The sequence below is a fragment of the Oceanobacillus sp. HCA-5259 genome (genome assembly GCF_037892815.1).
In the GTDB taxonomy this organism is placed as follows: domain Bacteria; phylum Bacillota; class Bacilli; order Bacillales; family Amphibacillaceae; genus Oceanobacillus; species Oceanobacillus indicireducens.
In genome coordinates, this window is the sequence record NZ_JBBKBV010000003.1 from 178,299 (window position 1) to 194,587 (window position 16,289).

General features: G+C 41.2%; 13 protein-coding genes and 1 riboswitch. Of the genes, 7 read left to right on the forward strand and 6 right to left on the reverse strand.

Features of this window, described 5'->3' with window-relative positions; all coding sequences use genetic code 11:
• Positions 1 to 16: 16 nt before the first annotated feature.
• From WKU33_RS03355 to WKU33_RS03375, 4 genes are all read right to left on the reverse strand, one after another.
• Positions 17 to 559, reverse strand: a complete 543-nt coding sequence (locus WKU33_RS03355) for an NADPH-dependent FMN reductase (RefSeq protein ID WP_156856538.1) — start codon at positions 557 to 559, stop codon at positions 17 to 19.
• Positions 560 to 967: 408 nt separating this feature from the next.
• Positions 968 to 1,711, reverse strand: coding sequence for a GTP pyrophosphokinase (locus WKU33_RS03360; protein WP_156856539.1), 744 nt, complete (start codon positions 1,709 to 1,711; stop codon positions 968 to 970).
• A 225-nt stretch (positions 1,712 to 1,936) separates the two neighbouring features.
• Entirely contained in the window at positions 1,937 to 2,812 is an 876-nt protein-coding gene (locus WKU33_RS03370) for a YitT family protein (protein WP_156856540.1), read from the reverse strand.
• A gap of 126 nt (positions 2,813 to 2,938) precedes the next feature.
• Positions 2,939 to 5,212, reverse strand: coding sequence for an ATP-binding cassette domain-containing protein (locus WKU33_RS03375; protein ID WP_340453204.1), 2,274 nt, complete (start codon positions 5,210 to 5,212; stop codon positions 2,939 to 2,941).
• Positions 5,213 to 5,638: 426 nt separating this feature from the next.
• Here WKU33_RS03375 and WKU33_RS03380 point away from each other — a divergent pair, with 426 nt between their 5' ends.
• The 6 genes from WKU33_RS03380 to WKU33_RS03405 all read left to right on the forward strand — a co-directional run bounded on the left by WKU33_RS03380 (position 5,639) and on the right by WKU33_RS03405 (position 13,418).
• The gene (locus tag WKU33_RS03380) at positions 5,639 to 6,100 is read left to right on the forward strand and encodes a GNAT family N-acetyltransferase (protein ID WP_156856542.1); all 462 of its coding nucleotides are present in this window, start codon (positions 5,639 to 5,641) and stop codon (positions 6,098 to 6,100) included.
• 269 nt (positions 6,101 to 6,369) lie between these two features.
• A riboswitch (cobalamin riboswitch) is annotated at positions 6,370 to 6,554 on the forward strand.
• Between the two features lie 145 nt (positions 6,555 to 6,699).
• Complete coding sequence (locus WKU33_RS03385) at positions 6,700 to 9,159, forward strand: DUF4430 domain-containing protein (protein ID WP_340453206.1); 2,460 nt, start codon at positions 6,700 to 6,702, stop codon at positions 9,157 to 9,159.
• A gap of 218 nt (positions 9,160 to 9,377) precedes the next feature.
• Positions 9,378 to 10,229, forward strand: coding sequence for a DUF4430 domain-containing protein (locus WKU33_RS03390; protein WP_340453208.1), 852 nt, complete (start codon positions 9,378 to 9,380; stop codon positions 10,227 to 10,229).
• A 14-nt stretch (positions 10,230 to 10,243) separates the two neighbouring features.
• Entirely contained in the window at positions 10,244 to 11,131 is an 888-nt protein-coding gene (locus WKU33_RS03395) for an energy-coupling factor transporter transmembrane component T (protein WP_340453210.1), read from the forward strand.
• Positions 11,104 to 12,756: an ABC transporter ATP-binding protein gene (locus WKU33_RS03400; protein WP_340453212.1), complete on the forward strand. Its 1,653-nt coding sequence runs from the start codon at positions 11,104 to 11,106 to the stop codon at positions 12,754 to 12,756. The genes WKU33_RS03395 and WKU33_RS03400 overlap by 28 nt, the downstream gene beginning before the upstream one ends.
• The gene (locus tag WKU33_RS03405; RefSeq protein ID WP_445321677.1) at positions 12,720 to 13,418 is read left to right on the forward strand and encodes an ECF transporter S component; all 699 of its coding nucleotides are present in this window, start codon (positions 12,720 to 12,722) and stop codon (positions 13,416 to 13,418) included. The genes WKU33_RS03400 and WKU33_RS03405 overlap by 37 nt, the downstream gene beginning before the upstream one ends.
• 136 nt (positions 13,419 to 13,554) lie before the next feature.
• Here WKU33_RS03405 and WKU33_RS03410 read toward each other — a convergent pair whose 3' ends face one another.
• Complete coding sequence (locus WKU33_RS03410) at positions 13,555 to 13,905, reverse strand: helix-turn-helix domain-containing protein (RefSeq protein WP_340453213.1); 351 nt, start codon at positions 13,903 to 13,905, stop codon at positions 13,555 to 13,557.
• 403 nt (positions 13,906 to 14,308) lie between these two features.
• On the opposite strand from WKU33_RS03410, the gene WKU33_RS03415 reads away from it, so the two are divergent.
• The gene (locus WKU33_RS03415) at positions 14,309 to 15,895 is read left to right on the forward strand and encodes an esterase/lipase family protein (RefSeq protein WP_340453216.1); all 1,587 of its coding nucleotides are present in this window, start codon (positions 14,309 to 14,311) and stop codon (positions 15,893 to 15,895) included.
• 154 nt (positions 15,896 to 16,049) lie between these two features.
• Here the strand turns inward: WKU33_RS03415 and WKU33_RS03420 are convergent.
• The coding region (locus WKU33_RS03420; RefSeq protein ID WP_340453218.1) for a bifunctional hydroxymethylpyrimidine kinase/phosphomethylpyrimidine kinase at positions 16,050 to 16,289 on the reverse strand (240 nt) is incomplete at its 5' end.

Below are 16,289 nucleotides of genomic sequence, written 5' to 3' on the forward strand. Positions count from 1 at the left end.
CTGATCATTTGAATACTTATCTATTCATAATCCCTCGCTGCAAATAAATCATCTCTTCCGCAAGCTGCCCAATTCGTTCGTAAATCCGATCATCGATTAGTTCATCACTCTCAATATCATAAGCTTCATTATGAATAAACACGTTCCCAGTTGGAATCAGTCCTTTGAAATAAGAAAGTATCGAGCCTAAATGATATTCTAAAACAAGAAAATGCCGATTCGTCCAACCGGTCGCAACCATCCCGGTCACTTTATTACGAAACGCATATTCAGGCAAGTGATCGAGCAAATTCTTTAGCGCACCGGAAAGGGATGCCTGATAGATCGGTGTACCAAACACGAGAAAATCTGCAGCTTGAATCTTTTTCACCACATTCCATGTATCTTCATTGTATGCAGATAAAGGAAGACCCGCTGCGAATTCAATGTCATATTCCCGTAAATCAATTAATTCCGTTTTGATCGTCGGGTCATGCACTCGGGCAGCAGCTAACACTGCTTCAACCGCAACTGCTGTTTTCCCGCCTGCGAGCGCGCCCGAAACTCCTACTAGCTTCATTCTATCTACCTCTTTTCCTCTTTGATTCAGAGATCGTGCTTGAGTGTCTATAAGTATGTCTCTAATCATCTGAAAAATGGGACGGCACTGGGCTTCGATGGATTAGATGCACTCTAATCGCCTGAAGATGCTTAGGCCGGTACGTCCTCGGGCATTTAGAAGCTCTTTAATCGACCTAATTTATGGAGATGATACACTTTCAAGCGATTAGAGACCTTTTAATCGAACGAAAAATCCAAGTTGGTATTCTTTCGAGCGGTTAAAGACCTTTTAATTAACCGAAAGCTCGAAGATGACTGGATTTCAGATGTTTAGGAGTAGCGTCTCATCCTTCCTCATCCTTTGAACGACAAAAACCTAAACCTTCGCACCCAGGCAATTATCCCTCCACGCACCCTTAAAAATTACCTATTTCTCCTCTTCGGCATCCCTAATGAAATCCCGTAAAAAATTTATCGGCAAATATAATCTATCCTCATTCAAATCTAAAAAATTGAGGTCCTGCTCTCGACTGTTCTGATCTTTAATATGACTGACTTCGTTATGCAGTTGCTCCATCTTTTCATCCAAGTCATTAGCTACCATAGCTGCTTCCGTCAGTTCTTTCGTTAACCGTTCTGGAACGAGACTATCATATTTATAGTATATCTTATGTTCCAAGCTTGCCCAGAAATCCATGGCGACAGTCCGGATTTGAATTTCTACATAGACATCTTCAATCCGGTCAGACATGAATACAGGCACCGAGACAATTAAATGTAGGCTTTTATAACCGTTTGGTTTCGCGTTCTTAATATAATCCTTCTTTTCAATGACTGTAACGTCTTTTTGATTTTCTATCATTTCACTGATCCGATAAATATCGGAAATGAAGGAACAGACAACACGGATTCCAGCGATATCCATAATATTATGCTTTATCGATTCCGTTGATATAGGAATATTCTTCCGATACATCTTCTTCATGATACTCTCAGGAGATTTAATACGTGTTTTAATATGTTCAATCGGATTGTAGTCGTGGATATGTTGGAATTCCTCCTGGAGGATGGTCAATTTCGTATTCATTTCGGACAAGCCGAACTGGTAAGTCATCATAAATCGGGTTAATTCACTTCTAACCTTTTTTAAGGCTTCCAGGTTATTAATCATATAAAAATTCCTTTCTTTCTAGAATGCACTATAGATGAATATATTTATATTATAGCAGGATTGTTAGAAATAACCCGAATTAAAGATGTTAAAAACAGGAGTGGTAGTTCACTCCTGTTTTACTCCTTCAACTTCCTTTATAAATTTTGCCGGAACTCCTGCAACCACCGCATTTGCCGCAACATCCTTCGTAACAACTGCTCCTGCTGCAATACCTTTCCTTTACTAATGAATATCTTTTTTCTTAAATGTCCCACCTTTCACTTCTGCTACATCATACACAACGACAAAAGCATTTTCGTCAATTTCAGAAATGATTTCCTTCATTTTACTATCCTCTAAGCGATTAATAATACAAGTGATTTCTTTGAATTTTCCATTTGTATAACTGCCTTCAACGAGATTATAAGTTGCCATCCGACCTAAACGGTCACGGATCGTTTCCGCCATTATGTCTGGTTGACTCGTGATGATTTTATATGTTTTAGAACCGCTTAAGCCTTCTTCAACAATGGGAATTACTCTAGATGCAATGTAATATGCAATTGCTGATAAGAAAGCCCCTTGTAAACCAAAAACGAAAGAAACAATCACAAATACAAATAAATTTAAAAATAAGATAAGGTCACTTGTGCCAAATGGTAATTTCCGGGAAAGTAATACTGCTAACATATCAATCCCATCTAGTGCTCCACCATTTCGTAATGCCAGGCCGATACCGAAACCGATGATAATACCACCTACAACGGTTATTAATAATGTATCCCCTTGAACAATAATTGGTATATGGTGCATAATGCTTGTCCCGTATGCGAGAGAGGCGATGCCAAGAACAGAATAAATGGCAAAGCTTTTTCCTATTTGTTTATATCCTAAGTAAATGAATGGGATATTCAATACAGCAAGTAAAATGCCTAGAGGCAAACCGAATAATTGAGAAGCAACGATACTTAAACCTGTCACTCCTCCGTCAGACACGTTGTTAGGGATGAGTACCGACTCTAGTCCATATGCTGTGATAAAAGCTCCAATAACAACTGCCAATGCCCGTAATATCTTTTTTATTTTTGTAATTCTTTGTTGCTTCGCGGCTGTACTCATTTAATTTCCTCTTTCCACAGTTAGATGTTTGATTCTATTTTGTTCGTTTATCAATTCTTTATCCGAAGTAGGTAAAGTGAAATAAAAAGTGATATTCATCACTTTCCCATGAACACCACTTTTTATTCATCTTTCTCCAATACCAGCCCGCAACCATTTCGCTGTCACAGTCCGAGCTTTCAACATTGCTTCCGGTGTTCCTTCAAATATAATCTGACCGCCTTCTTTTCCTCCGCCTGGACCCATCTCAATTACCCAATCACTTGCCGCGATAAAGTCTAGATTGTGTTCAATGATGATAACAGAATTCCCTCTGTTCACAAGCTTCTGGAATACATCAAGAAGTTTATTATTATCTTTCGTATGAAGTCCTAAAGAAGGTTCATCCAATAAATAAATTTGCCCCTCTTTTTGTAAATGGCTTGCCAGTTTCAATCGCTGGACTTCGCCTCCGCTTAGTGAACTTGTCGTCTGTCCTAAGGTTAGATACCCTAACCCGACATCTTTTAACGTATTCACGCGCTTGATGATTTTCGGCATTCTAAAAAAGTCGAGCGCCTCGTCTATCGTTAGCTCTAATATTTCCACGATATTGTTACCTTGGTAGCGGTAAGATAAAGCTTCATCTGAATACCTCGTCCCGCCACACGCTTCACAAGAAATCGTTACTGGATCCGCGAATGCCACGTCAGGCATGACAGCCCCTTTGCCTTTACAAACGGGACAGGCACCTAACGAGTTGAAACTAAACAATCCTGCTGGCTGCCCCGTTTCTTTCGCAAATATGGCACGGATATCATCCATGATCCCCATGTAGGTTGCTAAGGTTGAACGGTTAGAAATGCCGATACTTCCTTGCCCAACCGTAATTGTTTCAGGGTACTGTTCTGTAAATGCTTCCGTCAAAAGAGAACTTTTACCAGAACCGGAGACACCACAGACGGAGACTAACGTATACTTCGGAAGGCTTACGCTTATATTTTTCAAATTATTGTTCGTCGCTTTGTTTATGGTGAAAAATTCATTTTGCTTCCTGGGATTTTGATTGATTTTTATTTTTTCATTTAAACTTGTTGCTGCTCCTGAATTTTCCAACCCTTCCAACTTGCCCTGGTAAATGATTTTTCCACCATGGATCCCAGCTCCTGGTCCCATCTCAATAATTTCATCTGCTGCCTTGATCACCGATACATCATGTTCGATCACGATAACGGAATTATGCTGGGCTTTAATATGGTGCAACATGTTAAGCAACATTTCCACTTCTTCCGGATGAAGCCCTGCGCTCGGCTCATCGAAAATATATGTAATATTGTTGAGACTGCTTCCTAAATGCCGGGCGATTTTTACCCTTTGCGCTTCACCACCAGACAATGTGCCCATTTTTCTTGATAGACTCAAATAGCCTAGCCCCATTTCAACAAGTTGGGTCACATGGGGAATAGCCTGCTGGGCGATTGATTCTCCGAGCGGGTCGGTTATTTTCTGTAATTCTTTTAGAACGTCTGTCAGTTCCAAGTGGTCATACTCCGCGATATTTAAGCCATTGATACGGCTTTCCAACACTTTTGGATTCAGTCCTGACCCTTGGCAGGTTGGACAGAGGGAACGTGTCGACATCGCGAGGACATCATCTTGGGTGATTCCTTTCAATTTGGAAATATCCCTGTTAATGTAAAGCCGTGTAAAACGGGGCAGGATTCCGTCCCAATCATGGGGTTGTGGTCCATGTTTTGTATGAAAGGGTGCATTCACTTTCTCCCCCTCTGGCGGGCCATATAATAACAGTCGACGCTTGTCTTCCGGGTAATCTTTGATTGGTTTATCCGGATCAAATAAACCGCATGTCATCATCCATCTACCTTGCCAGCCAGAAGGAGATAAAGGTTTAAATTTTACTGTGTATTCCCGGAGTGACTTCTCTTCATCCACAATTTTTCTCAAATCTGGTGCAATGACCTCGCCGAAGCCGCTACATTCCGGACAACCGCCGAACGCACTTTGACTAGAAAAGTCTGTCGCAGAGCCAATTGCTGGCTCACCAATCCTAGAGAACAATAAGCGAATCAATGGATGGATATCCATATACGTGCCGACCGTTGAACGTGAATTTCCTCCTGATTGCCGCTGTTCCACGACAACAACCGGGCTTAAATTCTGCATAAGATCAGCTTGGGGACGCTCAAACTTCGGCATTTGATTCCGGACATAGTGAGGATAATTCAATGTCATCTGTCTTCTGCTCTCGGTAGCTAATGTATCAAAGACGACTGAGCTTTTTCCTGAACCGGAAAGGCCTGTGAAAACGATGATCTTCTCTTTTGGCAGATTCAAATCTATATTTTTCAAGTTATTTTCTTTTAATCCTCGTAATATGATTTCATCTTTATTTGCTGACATGTTATCGCCCTCGCTCCTTTAACCGTTAACCAATGCTAATATTATCACACTCTAATAGTATAGGTAAAAAATATGATGAGCAGTATTTTTATAATAAAAAAAGCCCCTGATTCTGATAAGTGCATGAAATTAGGATAACGCTAGATAAGCACTTTTCAGATGCCAATAAAGTCAGGTTAAGTTTTCAATTAGTATTTGAAAATCCCTCTTTTTTAAAAAATGTAAAAGAGATTCCGATGGATTACCAATTAAAAAACGGGGATGATGAATACATCGATGAATTTATCCCAGATACGAAACTCATGAATAGTGATGAAAGGCCAATTTTTCAATCTTTAAAGTTGAGTAATTAGGCTATTTGTATATACTTATAGTGAAAATAAATGATTATATAGGAATTTCTCAATAAACTGGGGGGAAATGAGAATGGAATCTGACATTAGTTTTAGGAAAGCAACCGTAGAGGATTTGGAACGTATCGTCGCCTTGCTTGCGGATGATGTACTTGGTGCTTCTCGGGAGAAGTACGAAAAACCTCTCCCAAATCGTTATCGAGAAGCCTTTTTTGCAATTGATTCAGATCCAAATAATGAATTGATTGTAGCGTGTATTGGCAAGGAGATCATCGGAGTGCAGCAAATCACCTTTACGCCTTCCATCACTTACCAAGGAGGCTGGCGTGCAACGATTGAAGGTGTCAGGATATCTGCTTCCGCACGTGGACAAGGTGTGGGCAAGCTGCTAATTCAATGGGCAATCGAACGAGCAAAAGAACGCGGCTGTCATTTGATCCAGCTTACGACTGATAAAAAAAGAACAGAGGCACGGCGATTCTATGAACAATTAGGATTTAGAGCAACACATGAAGGCATGAAATTGAAACTGTAACAAATCCTGAATCTAGCACTATATAAATGAGAATTTGTTAAAACAAACATTTGATTGATAATATTAGTTAACTATGGATTCACTAACCTTTATCCTTATCAAATTGAGCAGCTATTGCGTGGGCACATTATTTATATCGGCAGCTAGTTGAATTGTTAATGAAGAAAGTCCTTTTCTTTCCCCCCATAGACAAACTCATAATTTTTGCTATACTTAAGTCATAGTTAATACATAGTATCTGGAGAAACTTTTTCTCCCCTTTCAACAACTAAATATGCGAAAAAATAGGTTGATTTTTATTTTAAAATCATGAAAAGGGAAGTCGGTGAAAATCCGGCGCGGTCCCGCCACTGTAAATGCGAGTTCTTCATTCATAAGCCACTGTTTTATTATGGGAAGGCAATGGAGAGCGATGAACATAAGCCAGGAGACCTGCCTATTTTAGCGCCAATTTATAAACCTACGAGGATAGGAGGTGTGGCTGATAGTAGTTATGTATTATGGATTGATCCATGATTGATAACGCTTGCTTTGTTATACATCTCTAAAGGTAGAGATGTTTTTTTATTGGTAAAAATACGTAAGATGGGGGTATACAAATGGTTCGAAATAGTAGATTACAGCAACTGTTTATCGTGGTGATGACTGCCATTCTATTTCTCTCGCAATCTGGATTATTCGGCCTGCAAACCGTAAATGCAGCAAACTTGGAGAATGCTGTCACCATCTCCGCTGTTGATGAAGATGGTTCTGCAGTATTAGACACTATAGCAGTGGAAATTTCAAATGGGGATACTGCCTTTGATGTGATTAGAGAAGTAGATGATCAACTCGAATGGGACAGCTATGACTTTGGCGAGATGATTACGGGTATTGGCGGAGTAGCTGCTGATCCCGAATCGAACTTCTGGTCCTTTTATGTGAATGGTCTATTCCAAGACATGGGAGCAAGTTCAACTGAAGTAACGAACGGGGATAATATTCAATTTATTCTTACAGACCTTGCAGCCGAACCTCAAGTATTTGATGTTGCGGTTTCTGCAGTAGATGCAAATGGGGAGACAGTTATTACAGAGACTACTGTATCCATGCCACAATACACGACTGCCTATGACGCTCTAATTAAAGCTGCTGCAAATCAAAATGTAAAAGTAGATGTGAGCGTTGATTCCGAATACTTAACATTTGTGAATTACTTAGGTGAACCATTAGAAAGAGATTGTGAATACTGGTCGACCTATATGAATGGCGACATGATGCAAGTTGGGTTACTCGGTCATACGGTTAAAGATGGCGACACGCTTGAACTTGTCGTCGATGACTCGTGTGAACCGGAAGAACCGGCTGATGAAGAAGATGAGAAATCAGAAGAGCCACCTGTAAATGAAAAAGATAAGAAAAAAGATAAAGAACAGGTAGTTGCGGATAAAGATTATACAGAAGCCCTCCAAGCTGTAATCAATTATCTCTCGTCCAATCCAGCTGAAATGGACTGGTACGGATTCTCCGCCCTTCACTCTGCTGGTGCTGATGTTTCAAATGACATGGCCGAAGAAGTAGCCGCTTCCATCAATGATGATTACTCAGGGAATGCTACAGAAATTGCAAAAAACATTATTATCTTAACTTCTGCCGGGTATGATGCAACAGATATAAACGGCATCAACTTGATTGAGATGTTACTGAATGAAAAAATGCCATTAAGTAACCAACTCGTTTATAGCTTGCTCGCAATTGATAGTTTCAATTATCCGATCCCAGAAGGTACAGACTGGACACGGGACAGCATCATTGAAGCATTCCTTGAGATGGAGCTGGATGCAGGCGGCTGGTCCTTCTTTGGTGAAAGACCAAGCCCGGATATTACTGGGATGGGCCTGCTTGCTTTAAGCGCTTATGCGGATGATGCGGACGTGAAGGCTGCACTTGACCGAGCAGTTAAAGCTATGAGCAAACAACAAGGGGATAAAGGCGGATACGATGAAGAGTTTAATGGCGGGTATTCAGCGGAATCCGCTGCAATGGTCATTATCGGCCTATCCGCTGTCGGAGTTGACGCAACAAGCGATGCCTTTACAAAATCTGGCGGAAACTTACTAGAACACCTTATCAGCTTCCAAATGGAAGATGGCAGCTTTAAACATTTACCGGAAGATGATGTTTCAAGTGTTTTCGCAATCAACCAAGGGGCATTAGCATTAGTTGCTTATGATCAATTCAAGAATGGTACTGGTCCAGTGTTTAAGTTTGATAAGAAGGAAGATCCGAAAGAGCCTGGCGATGACAAGGATGACGGTGATAACGATGGGGACAATGACAAAAACAATCCATCTGACGATCCGAATAAAGTTATCATAACAAAAGACAACCTGCACCAATATGAAACTGAACATGCTGTCGTAGTAACACCCCATCATGCAGACAAATTAGCTAATTTTACAGTTGCGGTAGAAGCTGAAGCTGCCGACTACCTTGTTCAGGCAGACAAGCCGCTCGTTATTAATAACGGAGATACGATCATCACGATTCCTGTTCCTGTAGTGAAACAATTACGTGAACTTGGTGAAACAATTGAAGTCAATCTCGCTGAACAAAGTGTTAAAGAAGCAATCGGTGCTGTCTATGACTTTACCTTAACCGTGGATGGAACGATTGTTTCCGAGTTTAATCATGATATTATCATTGGCTTGGCAGTTGACGCAGACGCAGTGCAAGGGCTCGATGCTAACCAAATAAAAGCATTCCATTTCAATGAAGAAACGGAAAGCTGGGACGTTTTATCTGGCAGCACTTATGATGCAACAGCCGGATTTGTCACCCTAACAACCGATCACCTTAGCACATTTGGAGTATTTAAACATGATACAGGACAAAAAGATCCTGCCGACGATGATAAAGACGGAGCAACCCCGCCACTGGTAGATAATGACAAAGATAAAAAAGGTAAGAAACTGCCAATGACAGCAACAAATATGTTTAATCTCTTAGCATTAGGATTCATCCTAATCGCAGCCGGTGCTCTATTGTATATTAAGCGCAGAAATAAAGTTACAGAGTAATATTTATCCCGGTGTAACCGTCCGTAAAACTCCCACCTCAAAACTTTAGGGTCTTCGTGAAAGTTTAGGCGGGAGATAACGGACGCTAGCACTCCGATTCGTTCAACTAACAATCAATGAGGATGAAGAAAAACCCCCACTGATTGAAGTTTCACTCTATGGATAATCCGCTGACTACCAGTGGATTATTCTACCCTTTTAAAGAAAGGATGTTTGTTATGAAGCAGGTATTCCGTTTAGCCCTTATCACCTTTTCTATGATTCTACTTGTAGCATGTGGTGGCCAACAAGCAGCCATCCAAGTGGAAAAGATATCAGTTATTCCAACATCGGCAGTCTCTATGGAAACGAAAGAATTAATCAAAGTTCGTTCTAACACTGAAAAAGCTGATGATGAAGATGCAGAGGAGAGTGAAGCATCAGAGGAAAATACCAAGAAAGAAGAGAAAGAAAGTACAGTTGCGGATGCATCCGAGGATACGGACAACGAATCGACAACAACGAAGACGGACGCAAACCAATCAACGAATGAATCTACTAATTCAAATGAGTCAACACCTAATACCAATCAACAAAAGGATTATACCAACCATTCAGCCGGAAACTCCAATAAGCAGTCTGCAAATACGGGTACATCTAAATCGAGCGATAGCAAAAATACTAATACACCTAGTCAGCCTAAGAATGAACAACCTAACTCCAACCCAAAACCGAAAGAAGAAGCAAAACCTGCTCCAAAAAAGACAGCATTCGTATCGGTTGAAAGTCCAGGTGACTTAAACGGACCAAATCTAGCACCGACCGAAGTTGAAATCACGGACGGTGAAACAGCTCTTGCCGCTACATTACGTGCATTAAGCAGTAAAGGAATTAGTGTTGATTATACCGGTTCTGGAGCAAGCGCTTATGTAAAAAGCATTGGTGGTCTCGGCGAATTTGATGCAGGTCCGCTTAGTGGCTGGAATGTTTTTGTTGAAGGAATTATGATTCCGCGAAGTGCTGATGCCTATGAGATTTTTGACGGGTATAAAGTGCACTGGAGATACACAAAGAATTACTTGGAAGACTAAAGGATGGATGATACATGCTTAGAGGATTCCGTTCCTTTCACCCATTTGTCCTATTGCTCTACTACATCATTGTTATTGCCGGTTTGATGATGAATCAGCATCCGGTTTTTTTAACCGCAGCTCTCCTTTCTATTATTTTTGTGAATCTTATCCTTGATAAAGGGGTCGAGCTGAATAAATGGAAATACATGATTATCTTTTTAGCTCTGTTCGTTTTTGTGTTCACACCTCTTTTTAACCAGCAAGGGAATATTGTGCTCTTTGAACTCTTTTCACGGGCCTTTTACTTGGAAGCGATCATTCAAGGTGCCATGATCGCTCTTACTTTGTCAGGGATATTAGCTTTATTCACAACCTTTAATATTGTCATGACGTCCGATAAGTTTCTCTATCTTTTTTCCAAATTCTTTCCGAAATGGGCGTTGATTCTTATGCTCGCCCTTCGCTTTATGCCGCTATTTCGCAAACGATTGGCGGATATTCAGGACGTGCAGGAAATGAAGGGTGTTTCCATGAAAGATGGGAAACTACGGGAGAAAGCACAAAATGGCATGTTATTTATTCACATTCTATTAACCTACTCGCTTGAAGAAGCAGTACAAACCGCTGATTCCATGTCAGCGCGCGGGTATGGCTTACAGAAAAGAAGTCAATATGAAGCTTATCTCTGGAAGTCTCGGGATTGGGCGGTGCTCGTTTTTCTTCTTCTACTTAGTCTGCTGACCCTAATCGGTTGGAAGAGCAATAAAACGATACTCACGCTGACACCGGTATTGGAATCTATCATGTTACAGGGATACAGCTGGTTCTATCTTCTTAGTTGGACTGTACTTATCAGTTTACCGATTTGGACGGAAGGCAAGGAGGTCATCAAATGGAACTTCTATCAACGAGAAATTTAAATTTCACTTATCCGAACTCCTCCGAGCAAGCTTTAACAAATATTAACTTCACCGTTCATGAAGGTGATTTTGTTGTCCTATGCGGGCCTTCCGGGAGCGGAAAATCAACACTCATCCGCCTCATGAAGCAGGAGCTGAATCTCCACGGCACACGGAGCGGTGAGATTTACTATCAAGGCATTCCATTCGAGCAACATGATGCCGTCACATTAGCAAAAGATATCGGGATGGTATTTCAAGACCCGGAGAATCAGATTGTCATGAGCGACGTAATGAGCGAATTGCTGTTTGGCATGGAGAATCTAGGTTTTTCAACCAATGAAATGCGTAAGAAAACAGCGGAAATCGTCCATTATTTTGGCTTTAATCATTTATTGCAGCAAGACACGAGCGAGCTATCCGGTGGAGAAAAACAACAAATCAACCTCGCTTCCGTTCTTTTGCTTGACCCGAAAATATTAATACTAGATGAACCGACTGCACAGCTCGATCCGATTGCAGCAAAAAACTTTATGTATTTATTAAAGCAGTTAAATGATGAATTGGGTATTACGATCATCATTGTCGAACATCGGTTAAATGAATTATTTCCCCTAGCTAACCGAATTGTCGTGCTGGAACAGGGAGAAATTAAATTTTCCGAAAGCCCGCGGAAAGCTCTTTCGTTATTAGCTGAAAACATGACGGCCTACTTACCAGAAGCTTCCCAGTTGTATTTAGCATTTACAGGCATCCCAAAAACGCCTGCCATCCCCTTCCATGTAAAGGAAGCCAAGCAATGGTTAAAGGGAATGGATATTACGTCGAATCAGTCACAACAGGAAGAACAGGTAAAGCCGGAAAAGCCTTTGCTTGAGTTAAAAGAAATCGACTATAGCTATTCAAAGCATACAGAACCGGTATTAAATAATTTATCCTTAACCGTTCAAGAGGCAGAATGGTTAGCCATATTAGGCGGAAACGGCACTGGAAAATCGACCCTGCTTAAAATTATCGCTGGCCTACTTACGGCCCAACATGGAAGAATCCGATATAAAGGTAAGAAGGTAAAACAAATCGACCGGAAGCTGATCGGCTATTTACCACAGAATCCAAAGCTCTACTTTTTACATGAGACATTACAGGAAGAATATACTGCTCTAGCTATGAAACACGGGAAATCAGAAACAGAGGTACAAACCCTAGTTAAGGAATTTCAGATGGAAGCTTTACTTGACAGGCATCCATATGATTTAAGTGGTGGTGAATTGCAGCGGGCAGCACTTGTCGGCATTTTGATTGGAAATCCACAAATTTTATTACTGGATGAGCCGACAAAAGGAATGGACCCAGCTTTCAAAGAGGAGTTTGCTTCCATTATTCAAACAGTCAAGCATACAGGTGTCACGATTATGATGGTCACCCATGACGTTGAATTTGCAGCAAAGCATGTGACGAGGTGCAGTATGCTGTTCCAAGGGGAGATAATCGTTACTGAAGATACGACTGCCTTTTTCAAAAACAATGATTATTATACGACCATGATCAATCGGATTACAAAGGATAGCCAAGTTCCGACAGTAGTTACAGTAGAGGAGGCAAAAGCAAGTTGGCAAATGAAAAAGGCGTTACCATCATCGGTGTAGCAATTTTCTTTTTACTATTAGTCTTTTTTCCAAAATTTATTGTTCAGCATTATTTATTAATTAGTATTCTATTTATTATCGCGATTCTGCTTCCATCCATTATTCGTTTCTCAAGGAAAAGTATGACAAGCAGAGAAATGGTCATGCTCGCAGTATTAGCAGCGATTGCAGGTGTATCGCGGGTTCCCTTCGCCGCACTGCCGAGTGTCCAGCCGACGACCTTTGTCATCATTGCTTCTGCGATTGCCCTTGGCCCCCAAAGCGGATTAGCCATCGGAGCTTCAGCAGCGCTTATTTCCAACATGGTGCTCGGCCAAGGTCCGTGGACCCCGTGGCAAATGGTTTGTTGGGGAATGGCCGGATTCATTGCCGGCTTACTGGCAAATACCTTCTTCATGAAACACATGGCTTGGCGCCTCATCTACGGCTTCATCGTTGGATTTATATTTGGCTGGGTCATGAATATGTGGATATTCTTCAGTGGGTTTGGGGATCTGACACTAGAGACATTTGTTTTATTGAACACACAGAGCTTCTTTTTCGATCTAGCCCACGCTTTATCTAACGTTTTTTTCCTTTTCTTGTTCAGTACGATTTGGATCAAGACTTTGAACCGATTTAAGGAGAAGTATGGTGTTTTTCAAGAAGATGGGGGAGAATGAAGGGTAGAAACGAGATCACGAAGTGTCGGTCGTCGTTATCAATCTTTGATAACAACCGACAGACACTTGAAGTGTAGTAATTTATTATAACCAAAAGTTACTTTACGATTTAATGTATAAAGCTGTGGCAGAAACATTAGTGGAACTTTCCACAGATAAAAACATCAGTAATTACACAACGATAATTTTTAAGCAAATGAACTTCATCGATACCAAGCCATTTAGGAATTCTAAAATCAATTTGCGCTTCAAGTTCAGCAACGTAGTCATTAAAGATGTTTCGTACAGTCTTTTCGTCAACGCCAATCCCCTCCGCAACACTGGTAAATGTTTTTTCCAGACTGGTTTCTTGAATCCAATTTATTAGTCTATTAGTAACAGAACGATTGACATCCATAACTGGTAAATCTTCAAAAAATGTTTCATTACATTCCCCACATTTATATCGTTGGCGATTGACATAAATGCCGACCCGTTTTGCGTGCATTGGCAGGTCGAAAAATAGCTGTGTAATACAAGGTAAGAAATAAATTAAAATCTAAACAGGACGAATTCCACACGATAATCCGAATACCCAATTTTTCTTAACAAATAGATTTGCGTGTTCCCTTCCTTTGTGTCAAACCGCGGACCAACTCTAATTTTCCTAATCTGAATTACCTATTACCTATCTAAATTGCCTCATCCAGTAGTTTAGACACTGTATTTTTGTTCCTATCTATTTTATACTATTTGATAATTAACGGAATTTACCTTTTCTACAATAAAGTTTGACTGTTCGAGCCTCTTTACTAGATTTAAAGACAATTCCCCTTTGCCACTGGACTGTTATTCTTTGTAACCGCCAATTATTTAGGCGTTTACATAAAAATGAACGAGGAGAGTGGAAAATGAAAAGGTACAAGCATGTCCTGTCCGTTTGTGTTCTGACCCTCTTAGCAATAGGAATGTACGTGGAAGGTTCTGTTTCTATCACCGCACAAGCCCAGATGAAAGCCCCACCCCCAGTTTTAATAGATGGTTCCGTCTCGAATTCGATTGCAGGAAGTGGCGGCAATGGAAATGAGGAGACTCCTGGCGAATGGTACCGAGGAGAAACTCCAGATAACTTGATGGAAAATGCCCCTGTTTTGCTTTTTGTCCCTGGTTTAAATAATGTTGCTCAAATTTTTTGGGAAGACAATAATATGTATGATACTGCTTATCAGGCAGGATATCAGACGGCTTTTGTCCAGCTCCATGATGCTGGAGGCGAGTCGGCAGATATGTGGAATAATGGAGAATTGCTTGCATCAAAAATCAGGGAGATTTCCCTACATTTTAACGGGAAGCCAATCACTGTCGTTGCGTACAGTAAAGGTGGAGTGGATACGCATGCGGCAATCACGTATTATGGTGCAGGGCCGTACATGGAAAATGTAATTACGTTATCCAGTCCCCATCACGGTTCCGAGCTTGCTGATCTTGCATACAGCAGCGGGGCAGGCTGGCTTGCAGCGCTGATTGGTCTGCAAGGCGAGGGAACAGCCTCCATGCAGACCGCTTATATGGCGGATTTCCGTATGCAGACAGATGCCAATGCCAAAGCCTATCAGCATAATTATTTCACCCTTGGAGGTACGGGATGGGGGCCGGTTTTCTCCGCGAATTGGTTTGGTGGTGTCTACTTGTCCAGCTACGGGCCAAATGATGGGGTCGTAACGACCGCGAGCAGCAACTTACCAGGGGGACAAGAACTTCTGATAGGCGACTGGAATCACACCTCTATCCGTACCGGAGCTACATTCCCGGTATTCCAAAATTATCTAAGCGGAGAACATTTGACAGCAGCCCAGAGCAAATCACCAATCAGTGATCAGAAAAATATGCCTGCTCCCATAACAAACCGCTGGGTGGATGGAGGTCCTATTGTTGACAAGGCTGAGATTGAGCTAAACGTGGAGAAAAATGTTAAGAGTTTGACGCTGCAGTTTTTAACAGCAGAACCATTGACAGACGTAGAACTGATTTCCCCGTACGGAAAAGTAGTGAACACGAAAGTAAAAGAGGTACCGATGAAAGAGGGTATTTTTAAAGATGCAATCGGATATATTTTGGAAATTCCGGCACCAGAGGCAGGGGCATGGACCATAGCTGTCCAGTCTAATGCTGAAGAAAACGCCTATTTATTTGTTGCTGACTTCGAAAGCACACCACTAATTAAAGCAAACAAGGGATATGGTGTCATGCAGCAGGTGGAGCTTCAAGCGGATGCCAAACAAATTAATCTCGATAGTTTGGTAGTGGACTACCATATGGTGGAAACACAAAACCCGGATAATCAGAAAAAATGGAAAGCAACTGGACGGAACGCACTCTCGCATAACCTAAATTTGGATAAGCATAAAAAAGGTAGTATCTATACGGTTACCATTATTATTGAAGGAAAGACTAAGGAAGGACATGCATTTAATCGGAGTGTGATTTATTCTTATTGATTGGATCTTAGTCTATGAATCAGTAAAACGATAGGTTATATTTTGGAAAAAAAGAATCCACATTCTACTGGATTCTTTTTCTCGTTAACGCTTGGTAGATCGCTTTCTCTAGGCCAACGTCACCAAATACTTTTCAAAATTAATCACTTCAAATTCAGAGGACATCTTCCATGTAAGAATCGTGGATCACTTCGGTGAGGAATTTGACTGTAAGTTGTACAGCATTTTCCAGGTTTTCCCCGCGCATCATACTTCCCATAATGGCCGACGCAAATAAATCCCCTGTACCTGAGTAGCTCTTCCCGTTATATTCCATCGCTTGGTAAAACGCGCTGTTTCCCTCAAGATACATATTACCGATTGAGCGCTTACCGGCAATCAGGATAAGGAAGAG